Below are 17,774 nucleotides of genomic sequence, written 5' to 3' on the forward strand. Positions count from 1 at the left end.
TATTAAATAATTTGAAATATGGTTTAGTACGAATAACTGAGGCTAAAGCCTGTGACCCAATCTTTTTCTAAGGTCTTCGGTGCAACCAGCCCATGTCCTGCAAAAGCATCTAAATAAACCCCTTGGTAATAGCTACGTAGTCCAAATACACTGCCTAAAAGATGTCGTTTCCCCGCAATACTATTGCGCCCATTCACCCAACCTTGATCAATACCCAAATAAAATTGGGTATTCGGCATAGCTGTTCCAAAGCTGATTTCTTGTTGTAGGTAATGTCCGTTATCTCCAGAGAGCATGACATCACCATCAAAGCCTCTAACGCTGTATCGACCACCGATATAAAAACGATCTTGCGGCACTAAAATCTTGGGTGCGTATTGTCCTCTCCAATTCAAACGGTATTGAGCGGGATGATCTAAAATCAGTAAAGGATAGTTAAGCCGTAGGTCAGCACTCCACAACGGTGCTCTTGAATATCCCTCGGCAGGACGTAACTCTCCATTGATATCGCGAATTTGTTCTTCTGCGGCGAGTTTGGCATTAAATGCACCAGTTCCATGTCGATAGTCCAGCCCCACATCTACGGTGCCAGCCCCCACATATTGACGGTGCTGTAATCCAGCGTTCCAACCCGAAGTTTGACGGCGCTGCACACCCACTTCGATATTTTCGATAAAATTCTGGCTACGTTTATGATAGACTTTGCTATATACACTCGTCTTATAGTGACTACCACGACTTAAAAGACGAGATACAGTGAGGTTGCTTTGCTGATTTTTTCCGCTATATAAGAGTGGTGCGTTATAACCTGCAACATATTGTTCATATTCTGACTGGTTAAAACTAAGACTGACATCATAGTTACGAAATGGGAGCTGGTAGCTCGCAAAGTAGTTTTGGTTGCGATCACGATGCAAGTTATCTAATGAATGACTAAAGTTTAGATTGAATGCATCGTTAAGATGAAATGGGCTATTTACCCCAATCCCGACATTACCAATATATTTCCCCGTACTTTTACTGCCCGAGTCATCAACGCCAACATTGAAATTCAGCTTTTGTAAGGGTTCAGCAGTGATCAGTAAATCACTATAGCCACTGAGTTCAATCTGCTCATCTGTCGCTGCTACAATCTGAAGGTCTAAACGGCGATTGGTCGCACGTTTTAGATTCTCTAAACCTTGATCGAGTTGTCGCAGATTAAGGACATCATTTCGCTTAAAGGGTAAAGCAGCAGAGAGTTCTAATTGCGAGGGTTCTGCTTTTTGCCGAATCACTTGATGTAATCGTCCAAGTTCAAGCTGTAATTCTAAAATGCCAGTATTTAAGTCTTGTTGAGGGGCAATGACTTGGGTGGTGAGGTAGCCTTTCTTAATCACTTCATTCTGTGCAAATTTCACCAAGTTTTGTAGGCTTTGCGTGCCGATACATTGCCCCAAAATTCCTTTTTTGGGATCACTTAATGCCTTGATGACAAAGTCGAAGTCTTTTGGACTATATTTCTGATCTTGATTGTTCGTAATATCTAAACTGAGTTGGTTTATTTTAAAACATGGGCTTTCTGCAACAACAATCGATTGTAAGCTTTGATGATCTTTGACTGGTTTTGGTGTGAGCTGAATGTTTTGCTCAAGTAATTGTTGCTTTAATTCATTTAAACGCTGATCTTGGCGAATAACTTCAAAGGTAGAAACCTGATCTACACTTGGTGGAAGATTTTGGTCAGCAGCGATCGCAGAGAGAGGGATAGATGCTACACATGCAGCATAAAAACGCGTTGTTTTATTCATATTCAGATATACAGAATGTTATGTGATGTTACAAACTGAAACGGAATATACATTATTTATTCAAAGCGAACAAGAATTATTATCATCTACCTCTTAAAAATAAATTCTACTCTCTAATTTACTGATGGTTATATACATTTCCTATAAATCATTTCCAATTATTAAAAATATTTAAATTTTCATTAATTTTTTAATCTCAAAATTAAAGTACAACTATGTTTTGTAATTGATTGATCTAATTTAGAAAATACTCCCCCATAGACCATACAATTTATACCAAATATCGACGCTAGCGGTGAAGAAATATTGGCTACCTGACAACATTGCATATTCTTAATTAAATGATCAGCTTTTAGTAATTTTCCATCTGAAGTTAGATATAAAATACAACTTTAAATTAATTCACATTAACAATAAAATCTATAAAAACAATAACTTATTTTCACCAATCATTATTATAAAAATATACAGTACAATGCATCGTTAATATCAATTTAAAAATATAAGCATAAATATCAAAATCTTAACAACACATACAGAAACAAGAACAAATAAAGACATTGATAACGATAATAATTATCATTAGACTTCACACACATTGTTACATAGTTTAACAATTCATTCACTTTTACCGCATTATTTGTAAAAGTTTCACAAAGTTGCGAGTTCGGTCATTCACCACTTCAATTTCGGGGTTTCTCTCAATGGCAAAAATTAAAAGTCGTAAACACCTTGGTACTACACAGTTAGTTGCACTTGCTGCAAGCCTTCCTTTGACTGCACACGCAGCTACACCACAGGAAAATGTGACTAAACTTCCAACAATTGAAGTGAAAGCTGAAAACAGCTACAAAGCCGAAGCCATAAGTTCGCCAAAATACACCCAACCATTAGTTGATACGCCACAAACCATACAAGTCATCAAAAAAGAACTCTTACAAGAACAAGGTGCCTCGTCACTCATTGAAGCATTGCGTAATACCCCGGGAATCACGCTGCAAATGGGTGAAAATGGGAACACTAGCGCAGGTGACACATTCCAAATGCGTGGTTTCTCGACCCAAACTTCAACCTACGTTGATGGTGTTCGTGATCTTGGTGCGGTCAGCCGTGACGTATTTAACCTAGAACAAATCGAAGTGGTAAAAGGCCCATCAGGTGCTGAAGCGGGTCGTGGCTCTGCATCTGGTTATATCAATTTAGTCACTAAATTACCAAAAGCTGAAAATAGCAGTGAAGTTTCTGCACGTTATAACACGGCTGAAAATGCACGTTTGACTGCGGATATCAACCAAGCGATCAATGAAAGTGTAGCGATTCGCTTCAACGCTATGGGCCAAGACGGCGGCGTTGAAGGTCGTGATGTGGTTGAGAACAATGGTTGGGCTGTGGCTCCCTCTATTGTATTTGGTTTGAACACAGATACCCGTTTTTACTTATATTCACAACACATTCGTCAAAACAACATCCCTGACGGTGGTATTCCCACAATTGGAATGGATGGTTTCTATTATGGTTATTCATCTAACTATACAAATACTAAAAATAGAGCACTTGAAACTAAAATTCGCAATGATATTAACAATTCAGCAGACGCTCAAAAAATTAATAGTGCGTTACGCAAAGCGCCTGAAGTTAACCGTAGCAACTACTATGGCAACGCTAATGATTATGAAGATATTAGCTCAGACATGATATCAGCCAAAATTGAAAGTGACTTTGGTGAAAATATTAAATTTACCAACATATCGAGATTTGGTAAAACTCATATGAAACGAGCATTAACTGGAATTAATGCAATTAATGCTCCATCTGTTGATCTTACTGTAAACCCTGATAATACATATACCTATAATTTTAATTACGGCACATTTGATCTAAACAATAAAGATACTTGGACAATTGCACGTTCACATCAAGGTGTAGATCAAGAAAATAAAATCTTGGCTAATCTTTCAGCATTAAACTTTAACTTTAAAACAGGTGCAGTCGAACATGACCTCGTTGCGGGCTTAGAGTTTCTGCAAGAACAGCAAATTTCTCGTACCTTAGCCACCCAAATACCAGGGCAAACGACTATAACCCCACCACCTGCAAATTTATACAATCCAAATCGTCATGATGTCATGCCAAAACTGGTTTACACAGGGGCTTATAGTGATGGCGAAACTCAAACAGCCGCTGCATATTTGTTTGACACCATTAAATTATTGGATAACCGCTTACAGTTTAATGGTGGAGTTCGTGTAGATTACTATCATACAACTTATGATGCGCTCTCTATAGCGTCAACAGGCGTAGAAACACCAACTGATTTAAAAGCACATGACACATTAGTCAGTTGGAAACTGGGTAGCTTATTTAAACCAACAGAAAATAGCAGTGTTTATGCATCTTATGCCAAATCACTCACGCCTCCAGGAAGCGCAAACTTCAACCTATCTGATGCAACATCAGGAACTCAAGCCGCAAACAATCCTCGTGGTAAACCTCAAGAAACACATCACTACGAAATCGGTAGTAAATGGGATGTGTTGAAAAACACATTGGCGTTAACTGCAGCGGTATATCGCACTGAAAATGAAAATCAGTTTACGCAAGACCCGGTTACGCTTGAGTCGCTGCAAGAAGGAAAAACCAAAGTTGAAGGTGTAGAACTGGGTGTCGTTGGTCAAATTACCGATGCGTGGAACATTTCTGCGGGCGTTGCTCACATGAAAACCAAGCAGAAAGATCAGCGAAGCGTAAGTACCAATACAACAACTGGCGTAACAACAGTTACAACCACTGATTCTGTACGTTGGTCTCCTGACTGGACCGCTTCTTTATGGACGACTTATGACATTGCAGGCTTTAAAGTTGGTCTAGGTGCACGTTATGTCGATGAGCAAAAGCGTGTGATTACAGACAACCCAGCCCCAGCAAACATGCCAAAAGTCCCATCTTATGTGGTATTCGATGCAATGGCAGGTTATAGCATTAACAAAAATGCCTCTGTAAACCTCAATGTTTATAACCTTGCTGACAAAGAATATATCAGTGCACTAAACAATGGTGGTAGCCGTTTTGCTTTAGGTCAACCTCGTTCAGCGGCATTAACCTTTAACTATAAGTTCTAAATGATTTGTTGAGTCTTTTAAGATTTAATAAATAAACACAGCCTGCCAGAAAAGGTATAATTTTTGGCAGGCTGTTTCGTATCGAAAGGTTTAAAAAATGATGTTGCATATCCCTGAATTATTAAACAAGCAACAAGTTACTGAACTTCGTCAACAGATGAAACAGCCAGAGCTTTGGGTCAACGGTTCTCAAAGTGCAGGCGTACAAGCTCAACAGACCAAAAATAACTTACAAGTCGACATTCAAAGTGATTTGTACCCATCGATTAGTCAGTATGTATTAACGGCATTGCAACAAAATCTATTGCTTCGCTCTGCTGCGCTTCCTCAGCATATTTTAGTTCCCATGTTTAATTGCTATCAGCATCAAGGCAATTATGGCAATCATGTCGACAGCGCCATCCAATATTCATCTCAGACAGGCACTGCCATTCGTACCGATGTCTCGATTACCGTTTTTCTATCTGAACCTGATGAATATGAAGGGGGTGAGCTGATTGTAGAGGACACTTATGGCAGCCATGAAGTCAAACTGGATGCAGGTGATGCTATTTTATATCCGTCTACCAGCCTACACCGCGTTGAGCCAGTGACTCAGGGTAGTCGCATTGCCGCATTTACATGGATTCAAAGCATGGTCAAAGATGATTGGCAACGCAGCATGTTATTCAACTTGGATATGACCATCCTAAAACTCAGACAACAACTCGGGGATGCTGAAGAAGTTGTGGCTTTAACCCATCATTATCATAATTTATTGAGACAATGGGGAACATTATAATGTCTCAAACACCACTTGCGCCTTTGACACAGATTCCGCCACAGCTCCAAACTATTGCAGATTACCAATTGCAGGCACAAAAGCATGTAGCAGAGTCCACTTGGCACTATTTACAAGGTGGGGCCATGCACGAACTGAGCGTGCAGCAAAATCAATGTCAATTCCAAGATATCCAACTGATCCCTCGTCATTTAAATGACTTCACACACGGTCACACCCAACTCAATCTATTCGGTATCAATTATCCACATCCGATTTTTTTAGCACCGATTGGACATCAAGCGCTGTTTCATCCTCAAGCAGAGCAAGCCACGGCACTTGCGGCCGAAGTGATGCAAAGCAACTTTATACTCAGTAATTTAACCAATACTCACATACAGGAACTTAACAAAGAGAATCCGTATAAATGGTTTCAATTGTATTGGCAAGGTGATCGAGAACACGCTTTAAACTTGATTGAAATGGCTAAGGTAAACAACTTTAAAGCCATTGTGATCACCATCGATGCGCCACATACCGGAATTCGAGATCGGGAACGTAAAATTGATTTTCAACTTCCAATAGACTTGCCCCACCCTCATCATCAAGCTCCACACATGATTCAAACTTTAGCTGATCATCAGCATCCAATTTTTCAGGGGCTGATGAAATACGCACCAACATGGGATGATATCGCATGGTTGGTCAAGCAGATTGATTTGCCAGTGATACTGAAAGGTATCCTCCACCCTGCCGATGCGCAAAAAGCATTAGAGTATGGTGTCTCAGGTCTGATTGTGTCTAATCATGGGGGACGCGTATTAGATACCACCATCCCCCCCTTGATTGCGCTTGAAAAGATTCGAGCTGTCGTGCCAACAGACTATCCAGTGTTATTGGATGGTGGGATTCGTCGAGGTTCGGATGTGTTTAAAGCGATTGCTTTAGGCGCATCTGCGGTTTTGATTGGTCGTCCTTATATCTATGGTTTAGCAACCGCGGGGGCTTTGGGCGTTGCGCATGTGATCAGGATTTTAAAAGAAGAATTCGAAATTAGCATGGCATTGATGGGAACAGCCACCATAAAAGACATTAACCAAGATTTTATTTATCGGAAATAGTAAAAATATCGGAAATTATTTTCATTATTCTACTATTCAGTGCAAAAATAGGAAATTATTTTTGATTCATTCCAATTAAAATGCTTATACACCTTTGCAGTCGCTTGTATTTTCACCTAGACTGATTTTGATTAGATGATTAATATAGCTGCAAAACCAAATAACTGATTTGAATGGTAGATAATGAAAACAAATCACGGCGTTACCGATCCGTCATATACAAAACATCTCGCTGCTCTCCTGATGCTGCGCCTCGCGCGCGTATAAATTTTCTGCCTAGTCTTTTAGGCAATCGAAACATAAATCCTCTTTAAATTGATTCTGATAGACACCATATATCTTTATAGTCGGTTGTATTTATGCTGAACATGCAACCTCGGCTATAACAAGGAGTTACCTAATGATGTTGGCTGACCCAAGCAAAAAATACCGCCGTATGTACCAACGAGTGGATTTACCAGATCGTCAATGGCCGAATAATGAAATCAACCAAGCACCGATTTGGATGAGTACCGACCTTCGTGACGGTAACCAAGCAATTTTTGAACCGATGAACATGGAACAAAAATTCAAAATGTTCAATATGTTGGTCAAAATTGGTTTCAAACATATTGAAATTGGTTTTCCATCTGCATCTCAAATTGACTTCGACTTTGCGCGTAAATTAATTGAAGAAAACTTGATTCCAGACGATGTCTATATCGAAGTTTTGGTTCAAGCGCGTGATCATTTGATCGCTCGTACCTTTGAAGCATTAGTCGGGGCAAAACGTGCGATTGTGCATATCTACAACTCAAACTCACCGACCTTCCGTCAAAAAGTATTGAATGTAGATGCGAACGGCGCAAAACAACTTGCCACGAATGCTGCCAATAAAGTCAAAGAATATGCTGCACAATACCCTGCGACTGAATGGGTTTTCCAATACAGTCCAGAATGTTTCTCTGCAACTGAATTAGACGTCGCAAAAGATGTCTGCGATGCAGTGACTGAAATTTGGGAAGCTTCTCCAAGCAACAAAGTGATTTTGAACTTGCCTGCTACGGTTGAAGTTTCAACGCCAAATGTCTATGCCGATCAAATCGAATGGATGCATCGTAACTTGGCACGTCGTGATGGTGTGATCATTTCTGTTCACTGCCACAATGACCGTGGTTGTGGTATTGCTGCGTCAGAATTAGCAATTATGGCAGGTGCTGACCGAGTCGAAGGCTGTGTCTTTGGTAACGGTGAACGTACAGGAAATGTTGACGTTGCGGCGATGGCATTGAACATGTATAGCCAAGGTATTGCGCCAAACTTAGATTTCTCGAATATCAATGAAATCATTGCCACTGTTGAAGAATGTACTGGTTTACCTGTGCATCCACGCCATCCATATGCGGGTGATTTGGTCTTCACAGCTTTCTCTGGTTCACACCAAGATGCCATCAAAAAAGGCTTCGAATTCCAAAAAGACCAAGAAATGTGGGATATGCCTTACTTACCAATTGATCCGAAAGATTTAGGTCGTGACTACGATGCAGTGATTCGTGTCAACAGCCAATCAGGTAAAGGCGGTATCGCATACTTGTTAGAATCGAATTACAACGTGGCTTTACCGCGACGCGTACAAATCGAATTTAGCCAGATCGTGCAGCAATACACCGACGAAAATGAGACTGAAGTCAGTGCACATCAGATTTGGCAATTATTCCAAGACACGTATGTGGATGTGAAAAACAGTCATTATCAAACCAAACATTATCAATTGTCTGATATCAATGGCAAACAAATCATTGAATTAGATATTGAAATCGAAGGCGAAGTTCAACGCCTCCGTGGTGAAGGTAATGGTCCAATCTCTGCCATGTTAGATGCCTTACAATTACCAATCGATGTGGTGAACTACGAAGAACGTAGTATCAGTTCTGGTGCAAATGCGAAAGCACTTGCGTTGATCGAAATCCAAGTCAAAGGTACAGGTAAGAGTGCATTTGGTGCAGGCGTACACGACAATATTGTCACTGCATCTATCGAAGCCATTATTGCATGTACCAACCGTTTGATTGAGCAAGGTGTATTAACCACCGAACAAGTGGTTGCCGCTGCCATCTAAGGTGTTGATGATTCAACCTATTTAAATATCGAAAAAATGACTTTTGAAAGGGTACCTGAATTGGTATCCTTTTATTATTGATTAAGAAACTTTATACAAGGCGAATTATTCTCGTGTCTTTTCCATCGGATTCAGTGGGTTTAGTCACACCACAAAAAATTTCATTTGAAGCTCCATTAGAGCTTGAGTGCGGACGGATTTTGCCTCGTTTCGACCTGATGGTTGAAACCTATGGAACCCTCAACGCAGATCACTCCAATGCCATCTTAATCTGCCATGCGTTGTCAGGGCATCATCATGCTGCTGGATTTCATCATGAAGATGATAAAAAAGCGGGCTGGTGGGATGAATGTATTGGCCCTGGGAAAGCAATTGATACCAATCACTTCTTTGTGGTGTCTTTGAATAATATCGGTGGATGTAGTGGCTCAACAGGCCCCACTTCACCCAATCCTGAAAATGAAAACCGTCCCTATGGTCCAGACTTCCCGTTGGTGACGGTTCGTGACTGGGTCAAAACCCAAGCCATGTTGTCTGATCGTTTAGGGATTGAGGTTTGGTACGCCATTATTGGCGGTTCTCTCGGTGGCATGCAGGCCTTACAATGGTCACTGGATTATCCTGATCGCCTAAAAAAATGTGCGATTATCGCCAGCGCACCAAAGCTTTCTGCACAAAATATTGCCTTCAATGAGGTTGCACGCCAGTCTATTCTTTCCGATCCGGATTTTCATCATGGACGTTATTTGGAAAATGATAGTTATCCAAAACGCGGTTTGATTTTGGCGCGGATGGTCGGTCATATTACCTATCTATCTGAAGAAGCCATGAAACAAAAATTTGGTCGTGATCTAAAATCGGGCAAATTTATGTACGGTTTTGATGTTGAATTCCAAGTCGAAAGTTATTTGCGCTATCAAGGCGAACAATTCAGTCGCAATTTTGATGCAAATACTTACTTGATTATGACCAAGGCATTGGATTATTTTGATCCCTCTCGTGAATATGAGCATTCATTGACGAAAGCGATGCGTAAACCGAAATGCAAATTCTTGGTGATTTCATTTACCACGGATTGGCGTTTTAGTCCAAGCCGATCACAGGAAATCGTGGATGCCCTGATTGATAATCATCAGCCTGTCAGTTATTTAGAGATAGATGCTGAACAAGGTCATGATTCCTTCTTGTTCCCGATTCCGCTGTATGTGAAAACATTACGCGCATTTTTAGGTGGAGAACAGCAGTTGCAATCGACCCATTTGGAGGCAAGCTAATGCGTATAGACCAACAACTTGCTGAAAAATGGATTACCCCGAATACCAGCGTGCTCGATTTAGGCTGTGGAGATGGTGAATTATTGGCTCATATGAGCAAACAACACAATATTCGCGCTTATGGCTTAGAAATTGATCAAGAAAAGATTGCAATTGCCATCAGTCGGGGGTTAAATATTATTCAACAGGACTTAAATTTAGGTTTAAGCCGTTTTGCTGACCAGTCTTTTGACTCTGTGGTCATGGCACAAGCTTTGCAAGCTGTAGATGCACCTGATGTATTACTTCGGGATATGGTGCGTGTCGGCAAACAGGCAATTATTACTTTTCCGAACTTTGCGTATTGGAAGACGCGTTCTTTTCTTGCGCTGAAAGGAAAAATGCCTGTTTCGGAAGCGTTGCCTTATATGTGGTATAACACCCCGAATATTCATTTATGTACTTTCCGAGACTTTGAAGCCTTATGTGCTGAGAATCGGATTAAAATTATTAATCGACTTGCCGTTAATGGTGACCAACAAGGTAGTGTGCTCAGCAAGCATATGCCGAACCTATTTGGTGAAGTCGCAATTTATCGAGTGAGCGCACTATGAAAAAGACATTTATCAGCACCTTTTTGTTTGGTCTGATCAGTATACAAGCGCATGCTGACTATGTTGCTCAACCGCAATCGGTTGCAACACAAGCAGCACGATACTCAGTCATGAGTATCGGTGAATTACAAAGCGCGGCGAAAGCTGGTCAGGCAGGAGCACAATTCTATCTCGCAACACGTTACCAATATGGTAAAGATGTTGCAAAAGATGAGAAACAAGCATTTGCGCTATTTAAAGCCGCAGCCGATAAGGGCATCTCAGCAGCTCAGCTCAATGTGGGTCGCATGTATGCCGATGGCATGGGTACGAAGAAAGATGAAGTTTTAGCGCGTAAGTATTTTGAAAAAGCGGCAAGCAACGGTGATAACCGTGCTAGCTTTAATCTTGCCATGATGGAAGAACAAAAGAAAAACTATATGGGGGCTTATCAATGGTATGAGCTTTCAACGCGTGATGGCATGCTTGATACTAAAGTAATTAGCCTTTCTGAAGGTAAAAAAACAGCCTTGGCTGCAAACTTGACTCAAGAACAGATTCGTACTGCGCGTGATCGTGCTGATCGATGGATTCAAGCACAGTAATATTATCATTGCTGTTTGCTGTACTAAAACCGACTGAATTATGAGGTCGGTTTTTTAATGCACCCAAAATTGTTCAAGATCACTTCAGTTTTCCCTTGATCATAACCGTACAATAAAAGTGAGCTAGGATATGATTTTAGATCACTTCTCTAAACAGCAAACGTAAAAAAAGCACTATAAAGTGCTTTTTTTGAATGCTGGGTTACTTATTAAAGAGCAACGATATTCACAGCATTTGGGCCTTTTTGACCTTGAGCGATACTGAATGAAACTTGTTGGCCTTCAAACAAAGTTTTGAAACCTGAGTTTGCGATTTCGCTGAAATGAGCGAAAACATCTGGACCTGATTCTTGTTGAATAAAACCAAAACCTTTAGTTTCGTTAAACCACTTCACTGTACCAGTAACTGTTGTAGTAGACATAATATATCCTATTGAATTTTAACATTTTAGCCATGTTATTACGGCTAATGATAACTTTGAAAAATAATGAAGAATTGAGCTTGATATCTGTAAAAAACGAAGGATTATGACTAAAACTGCGATACTTAGAGAAGATTAACCAAAACAATAATTTTTCTAGTTAATTGAATGATACCTGAAAAAAATAAATATTCAAGTTTTTTTATATCTTATATGATCTAATTAAATAAAAGATAAAAAATAAAATAAATTACTCGTTTGTTTTCAATACACTTAGAGAATTTAGATTAAAAAACATTTTATTCGCGATATTATCAAAATCGTGTAAAACAAGATAATTTAACTACTCTCATGCTTCAAAAGTCACTAAAATCTTAGATATTCAATCCAGATACCTCAAAACCATCATGTCTAATCCCCATTGGCTACAACACGGCAGTCTCGTCCTTGCAAGCAACAACAAAGGCAAAGTTGCCGAATTTGAACATCTGTTTCAACAACTCGATCTATCCATCAACATTATTCCTCAAGGCAAACTCGACATTGAAGATGCCATCGAAGATGGTTTGAGCTTCGTTGAAAATGCCATCATCAAAGCACGTCATGCTGCAAAAATTTCTGGCAAACCAGCTATCGCAGATGATTCAGGTCTATGTGTACCGATTTTAGGCGGCGCACCTGGGATTTATTCTGCGCGTTATGCAGGTGAACATGGCAACGATGCTGCCAACAATCAAAAACTGTTGGCTGATCTTAAACCTCTCCGCAACAATGACGAGACCATTGAAGCGATGTTTGTCTGCGTCTTGGCTTTAGTTACGCATGCCGAAGATCCGCTGCCGCAAATTTTCCAAGGAATCTGGAAGGGTGAGATTTTAGAAGCCACGCGTGGTGAAAATGGTTTTGGATATGATCCTTTATTCTGGTTAGCAGAACTTAATCTTTCCAGCGCAGAACTCAGCAAAACAGAGAAAAATAAAATCAGCCATCGTGGTCAGGCGATGCAACTTTTTAAAGCGAGCTTAAGCTAATATTGACCGAAGCCCAAAACATTTATTCGGGCTTCTTTCTTTTTTATATAAAAATCATTCCTCTGTTTACTGTCTTAAAATTGCAATATTAGTGTCACACCTCTGTCATGCCAAACTGTTGAGATATAACCAAAGTTTTATAGGAATATGGTTATGGCTGGTTTATCGATTTGGCATGTACTTATTTTTGCAGTAGTGGTTATTTTACTGTTCGGTACATCAAAGCTTAAAAATTTAGGTAAAGATGTTGGTGGTGCTGTGAAAGATTTTAAAAAATCGATCAAAGAAGACGAAGAAGCCACGACTGCTCTAAATGAACCTCGTACCATTGATGCTCAAGTCAAAAGTACTGAAAGCTCAATAAAAAGCTAAGCGAGCGCCATTATGCTGAATTTGGGAATGTCCGAACTGCTTGCGTTCGGCATTATTGCTTTACTGGTACTCGGGCCTGATAAGCTACCTGAAGCCGCTCGTTTTGTGGGGAAATGGTATGCAAAAATTAAGCGTCTGGTCAGTAACGTTCAAAATGATATCGATCGTGAATTACGCTTGTCTGAACTACGCGAACAAATGCAAAAAGAAATGCAACGTATCGCTGAACTTGAGCAAAAAATGCAAGCTCAGATGACCTCATTGGAACAGCAAAAAGTCTCTTTAGAAGATGAACCTCAAACTGCGGTATCCAAAAACAATCGCACACCACTTCATTACCATTATTTATTACATCCAGTGGCATGCATTTATCTACCGAAGTTTGCACTCTTACACATGGCATCTCCGACTCCGCATTCACAATTTGATTTAACCTCTTCAACTCCTGAATTAAAGGTGGCGGTATGAGTTCACCATCCAGCTCTCCATTAACCCAAACCACTTTGGGAAATGATGATCAAGACGTTAAGCTTGAAGAAATGCCGATTACCAAGCATCTGATGATTTTGCGTCGACATTTATTTAAAATCGTTGCTGCAATATTGGTTTTGTTCTTCTGTTTACTGCCCTTTGCTAACCGTACCTATCAAATCCTTTCAGAGCCGTTAAGAGCGCAATTGCCTGTCAGTTCATCCATGATTGCAACGGATGTCACCGCGACATTTATGGCACCCTTTAAACTGAATTTCTTTGTCGCACTGATGCTGGTTATGCCCTTTATCATTTACCAAATTTGGTCCTATGCGAAACCTGCGCTATACGAAAAAGAAAAATCATTGGCACTGCCTTTATTGATTAGTAGCATTGCTTTGTTTTATATCGGTATTGCGTTTGCGTATTTCATCGCCTTGCCATCTATTTTGCATTTCTTTATCAGTGTTTCTCCTGAAACCGTAGCACCAATGACAGACATCAACAGTTATTTGGCTTTTTGTTTGAAGCTATTTATTGTTTTTGGCTTAACATTTGAAATTCCAGTGATTACCTTATTACTCATTTTAATCGGGGTAGTCAGCACGCAAAGTTTGATCGAGAAACGGCGCTTTATCATCGTGGGTTGTTTCTTTGTCTCCATGTTTGTCACGCCGCCTGATGCCATTTCAATGATTATGTTGGCAGTGCCGATGTGGTTACTTTTTGAATTGGGTTTGTTCTTTGGAAGAATCATCGAAAAAAGAAAAACAGCATAGCGATTCACTCTATCGCCATAAACAATTTTCCAAACAGGTCCTAGACCTGTTTTTTTTGACCAAACTTTATATTATTATTTGATTTTTAATGTATTTGTCACATAAGTGTCAAGGCAACGTCACAATTTCAATCTAAGTTAAAGGCGGGAAATTTTTTTACTGAACATATAAACTTAGGATGATTCCATGACACAGCTGACGCCATATCATGAAGACCAAGAACTGGATAATAACACCTCTACAAATGTTCATTTTCGTGACATTTTAGAACAGCATATTAGCCGCCGTAGCCTCATCACCAAAACAGCAAGCGGTGCTGTCGCATTGACATTGGCATCAACATTGACAGGCTGTAATGATAACGATAATAAAAATACTGGTGGTGGCACAACAACACCTGTTGACCCACATAAAAAGCCTGAGAAGTTAAACTTCACTGCTGTGCCGAAGAATTTAGACGATATTGTGACTGTACCTGAAGGCTATGAAGCACATGTTTTATATGCTTTAGGCGATGCGATTAATCCAAACTACGCAGAATGGGATGACAATAATATTCCTTCTGGCCCAAGCTTTCAGTTCCGTTCAGGCGATCATCATGATGGCATGAGCTATTTTGGATTAAATACTGCCACTGGTCGTTATGATGAGCAACAATCAAACGATGGCTTATTGGTGCTCAACCATGAGTACATCAATCCAACTTTCTTACATCCTAAGGGTCCAACCAAAGTAGATGGCCGCCGTCCTGAAGATGAAGTGATTCGTGAAGTAAATGCGCATGGTGTCTCAATCATTCATGTGAAAAAAGATGCGAAAACTCAAAAAGTTGAACTGGTAAAAAACTCTGTGTACAACCGTCGTATCACTGGTTCAACCTTGATGGAGTTCGCTGGTCCTGCGGCAGCAAATGCCCTGTTAGCAACTAAGTTTTCTCCAACTGGCGTACAAACACGCGGTACACACAACAACTGTGGAAATGGCTACACGCCATGGGGAACTTACCTCACTACTGAAGAAAACTTCATTGGTTACTTCCAGCGTTCAGGGACTGATAAATACCAACGTACTGCAACAGAAGAGATTGCGCTCAAACGCTATGGTTTAGGTCTATCTATTGATTATCAATATGAAAAAAATCCAGATGGGACGCCAAAGAAGAATGAAAAAGGCGAAATTATTTATATCTTAGATGCTCAAAAAAATAAAATACCAAACTTAGATGAACAAGGGCGAATTCAATATTTAAATACAAATTCACGCTATGGTTGGGAAACTGCACAAGGTCAAGTTGAATCCCAAGATCTTTATGATCGTTGGAATGCTGATGTAAAAACAGCTAATGCAGGACAAGATTACCGCAATGCACCAAATACTTTTGGTTGGATGGTCGAAATCGATCCATTTGATAGCCGCCAAGCACCTGTAAAACGTACTGCACTTGGACGTTTTGCTCATGAAGACTGCCGTACTAGCCGCGTCATTGAAGGTCAGAACCTAGCTTTTTATATGGGCGATGACTCACGTGGCGAGTATATCTATAAATTTGTATCCGATGCCAAGTGGGATCCAAAAGATATCAACGGCGGTTATCGTGCTGGCGATAAGTATATGAATGCAGGGAAATTCTATGTTGCCAAGTTTAATGCTGATGGTACAGGTCAATGGATTGAGCTCAGTTATGGTAAAAATGGCTTAAATGAAAGCAATACAGCCTACCCTTTTAAATCACAAGCAGATGTGGTGACCTTTGCTCGTCTGGCAGCGGACTCAGTAGGCGCAACCAAGATGGATCGCCCAGAATGGTGTGCAGTTAACCCAGTAAATGGTGAAGTGTATGTGACACTGACCAACAACTCGAATCGTGGTTCAAGCTATCCAACTGATGCAGCGAACCCTCGCAGTTATGAAGACTTATATAACAACGAAAAACTTCAGAAAGGGAACGTCAACGGTCATATTATCCGTTTCCGTGAAGCAGATGATAAAACTACGGCTGAAAGCTTCAAATGGGATATTTACTTATTTGGTGCAGAAGCAGCAATGGCATCAAACATTAACCTTTCTGGTTTAACCGATAGCAATGACTTCTCATCACCAGATGGCATGTGGTTTGACACTCGTGGTGTGCTTTGGATTCAAACGGATGATGGCGCTTATACGGATGTGACCAACTGTATGATGCTTGCGGCATTGCCAGGTCAAGTCAGTGATGGTAGCAAAGCAACCACATCAAACGGAACTGAAACGATTATGGGAGCCAAGGTGAATGATGAAAATCTGCGCCGCTTCCTAGTCGGACCAAAAGAATGTGAGATCACGGGTGTGACCATGACACCAGATTACAAAGCTATTTTCATCAACGTACAGCATCCTGGTGAAGACTCTAAGAGCTATGCAGCGCCAACAAGTCACTGGCCTGCAACTCAAACCAACCCAAATAACACAACTGCTCGCCCGCGCTCAGCTACGGTGGTAATCACGCGTAAAGATGGTGGTGCGATCGCTGGCTAATCGCTGAGTTGATCCAACATGACAATGCCAATCTTCGGATTGGCATTGGCTATTTCATTAGCATGATCTGTTGACGCACAATATTTCCTTGCTGCTCTCCTTGTTGTACTTTTTCCAACCACTGCCATTGTGTTGGTGTCATGCGTAAAAAATTTGAACAGCGTGTACCATAAATAGGACTTTGTATAAACGTTGAGGAAAGTAAGGCCTCCATCTCTTTGCTAATCCCTGTATCAGGTAACAACTCTGGGATAACTTTACGTTCATCTTCTAAAATATCCCAAATGGCATATTCTAAATCGGATTCTGATATCTGCGGCTGCTGTAACATCGGCAAGAATTCTTGGGTAAAGCGCTTACGCAAATGCATAGTCTTCTTCCAATCTTCGGACATTAAACCATTGGAAACCACATACACGCCTTTGGCCAAAACTTGTGGTGCTTCTCCGCGATTGCTCATATAAACAGCTTGTTGTGTATCCCCCACAAATAAATTAAAGCCCGCATAGTCTTGTTGTTTTTGTTCTAACATTTGAGCAAAACGAATCGGCGCTAAATCACTTTCAAGGAAATCTTGAATCAAATGTCCTCTTGAGGTCTGATACTGCTGCTGTTCCCGTCCATTTCGAAAATTGGTCACGATCGCCCAACGACCCGATGCCGTCACCCCCATCCATGTACCGCCTGATTGCAGATCCTGCCCTGCCACGATCGAACTATTTTCCCATGCGTGCAAAGCAACACTGGGGCGATGATAAAACTCATCTCGATTTGAAATTAAACACAGTGGCAGTTCCTCCAGAACTTGCCATGCAAACGCGACAATACACATTGATCTTGTTCTCT

Annotated in this window: 15 protein-coding genes; 12 read left to right on the top strand and 3 right to left on the bottom strand. The window is 40.6% G+C overall.

Annotated elements, in window-relative coordinates:
• Positions 1 to 23: 23 nt before the first annotated feature.
• Positions 24 to 1,790: a ShlB/FhaC/HecB family hemolysin secretion/activation protein gene (locus F903_RS00155; RefSeq protein ID WP_005193628.1), complete on the bottom strand. Its 1,767-nt coding sequence runs from the start codon at positions 1,788 to 1,790 to the stop codon at positions 24 to 26.
• A gap of 704 nt (positions 1,791 to 2,494) precedes the next feature.
• Here F903_RS00155 and F903_RS00160 point away from each other — a divergent pair.
• From F903_RS00160 to F903_RS00190, 7 genes are all read left to right on the top strand, one after another.
• Positions 2,495 to 4,909 carry a catecholate siderophore receptor Fiu gene (locus F903_RS00160; protein ID WP_005193629.1) on the top strand — a complete coding sequence of 805 codons (2,415 nt, stop codon included), beginning with the start codon at positions 2,495 to 2,497 and terminating at the stop codon, positions 4,907 to 4,909.
• 97 nt (positions 4,910 to 5,006) lie between these two features.
• Positions 5,007 to 5,690: a Fe2+-dependent dioxygenase gene (locus F903_RS00165; RefSeq protein ID WP_005193630.1), complete on the top strand. Its 684-nt coding sequence runs from the start codon at positions 5,007 to 5,009 to the stop codon at positions 5,688 to 5,690.
• Entirely contained in the window at positions 5,690 to 6,790 is a 1,101-nt protein-coding gene (locus tag F903_RS00170; protein ID WP_005193632.1) for an alpha-hydroxy acid oxidase, read from the top strand. The genes F903_RS00165 and F903_RS00170 overlap by 1 nt, the downstream gene beginning before the upstream one ends.
• Before the next feature lie 400 nt (positions 6,791 to 7,190).
• The gene (leuA, locus tag F903_RS00175; protein WP_005193633.1) at positions 7,191 to 8,888 is read left to right on the top strand and encodes a 2-isopropylmalate synthase; all 1,698 of its coding nucleotides are present in this window, start codon (positions 7,191 to 7,193) and stop codon (positions 8,886 to 8,888) included.
• 113 nt (positions 8,889 to 9,001) lie between these two features.
• On the top strand, positions 9,002 to 10,162 hold the full coding sequence (metX, locus tag F903_RS00180; protein ID WP_004672909.1) for a homoserine O-succinyltransferase MetX: 1,161 nt from the start codon (positions 9,002 to 9,004) through the stop codon (positions 10,160 to 10,162).
• Entirely contained in the window at positions 10,162 to 10,755 is a 594-nt protein-coding gene (gene metW, locus F903_RS00185; protein ID WP_004672910.1) for a methionine biosynthesis protein MetW, read from the top strand. The genes metX and metW overlap by 1 nt, the downstream gene beginning before the upstream one ends.
• Complete coding sequence (locus tag F903_RS00190; protein ID WP_004672912.1) at positions 10,752 to 11,339, top strand: tetratricopeptide repeat protein; 588 nt, start codon at positions 10,752 to 10,754, stop codon at positions 11,337 to 11,339. Before metW ends, F903_RS00190 begins: the two co-directional genes overlap by 4 nt.
• A 209-nt stretch (positions 11,340 to 11,548) precedes the next feature.
• Here the strand turns inward: F903_RS00190 and F903_RS00195 are convergent, their stop codons facing one another.
• The gene (locus F903_RS00195) at positions 11,549 to 11,761 is read right to left on the bottom strand and encodes a cold-shock protein (protein WP_004672913.1); all 213 of its coding nucleotides are present in this window, start codon (positions 11,759 to 11,761) and stop codon (positions 11,549 to 11,551) included.
• A gap of 407 nt (positions 11,762 to 12,168) precedes the next feature.
• Between F903_RS00195 and rdgB the strand changes: the two genes are divergently transcribed.
• The 5 genes from rdgB (at position 12,169) to F903_RS00220 (ending at position 16,928) form a co-directional block, all read left to right on the top strand.
• Positions 12,169 to 12,792, top strand: coding sequence for an RdgB/HAM1 family non-canonical purine NTP pyrophosphatase (gene rdgB, locus F903_RS00200; RefSeq protein WP_005193634.1), 624 nt, complete (start codon positions 12,169 to 12,171; stop codon positions 12,790 to 12,792).
• Positions 12,793 to 12,945: 153 nt separating this feature from the next.
• Positions 12,946 to 13,164: a Sec-independent protein translocase subunit TatA gene (gene tatA / locus F903_RS00205; protein ID WP_004672915.1), complete on the top strand. Its 219-nt coding sequence runs from the start codon at positions 12,946 to 12,948 to the stop codon at positions 13,162 to 13,164.
• A gap of 12 nt (positions 13,165 to 13,176) precedes the next feature.
• Positions 13,177 to 13,632: a Sec-independent protein translocase protein TatB gene (gene tatB / locus F903_RS00210; protein ID WP_005193636.1), complete on the top strand. Its 456-nt coding sequence runs from the start codon at positions 13,177 to 13,179 to the stop codon at positions 13,630 to 13,632.
• Positions 13,629 to 14,414, top strand: a complete 786-nt coding sequence (gene tatC, locus F903_RS00215; protein ID WP_005193638.1) for a twin-arginine translocase subunit TatC — start codon at positions 13,629 to 13,631, stop codon at positions 14,412 to 14,414. The genes tatB and tatC overlap by 4 nt, the downstream gene beginning before the upstream one ends.
• 186 nt (positions 14,415 to 14,600) lie before the next feature.
• A complete protein-coding gene (locus tag F903_RS00220) occupies positions 14,601 to 16,928 on the top strand; it encodes a PhoX family protein (RefSeq protein WP_005193640.1) in 2,328 nt (775 codons plus the stop codon).
• Between the two features lie 49 nt (positions 16,929 to 16,977).
• Here F903_RS00220 and F903_RS00225 read toward each other — a convergent pair whose 3' ends face one another.
• Complete coding sequence (locus F903_RS00225) at positions 16,978 to 17,760, bottom strand: NRDE family protein (protein WP_005193641.1); 783 nt, start codon at positions 17,758 to 17,760, stop codon at positions 16,978 to 16,980.
• Positions 17,761 to 17,774 lie beyond the last annotated feature (14 nt).

This window comes from Acinetobacter sp. NIPH 298 (assembly GCF_000369505.1).
In the GTDB taxonomy this organism is placed as follows: Bacteria; Pseudomonadota; Gammaproteobacteria; order Pseudomonadales; family Moraxellaceae; genus Acinetobacter.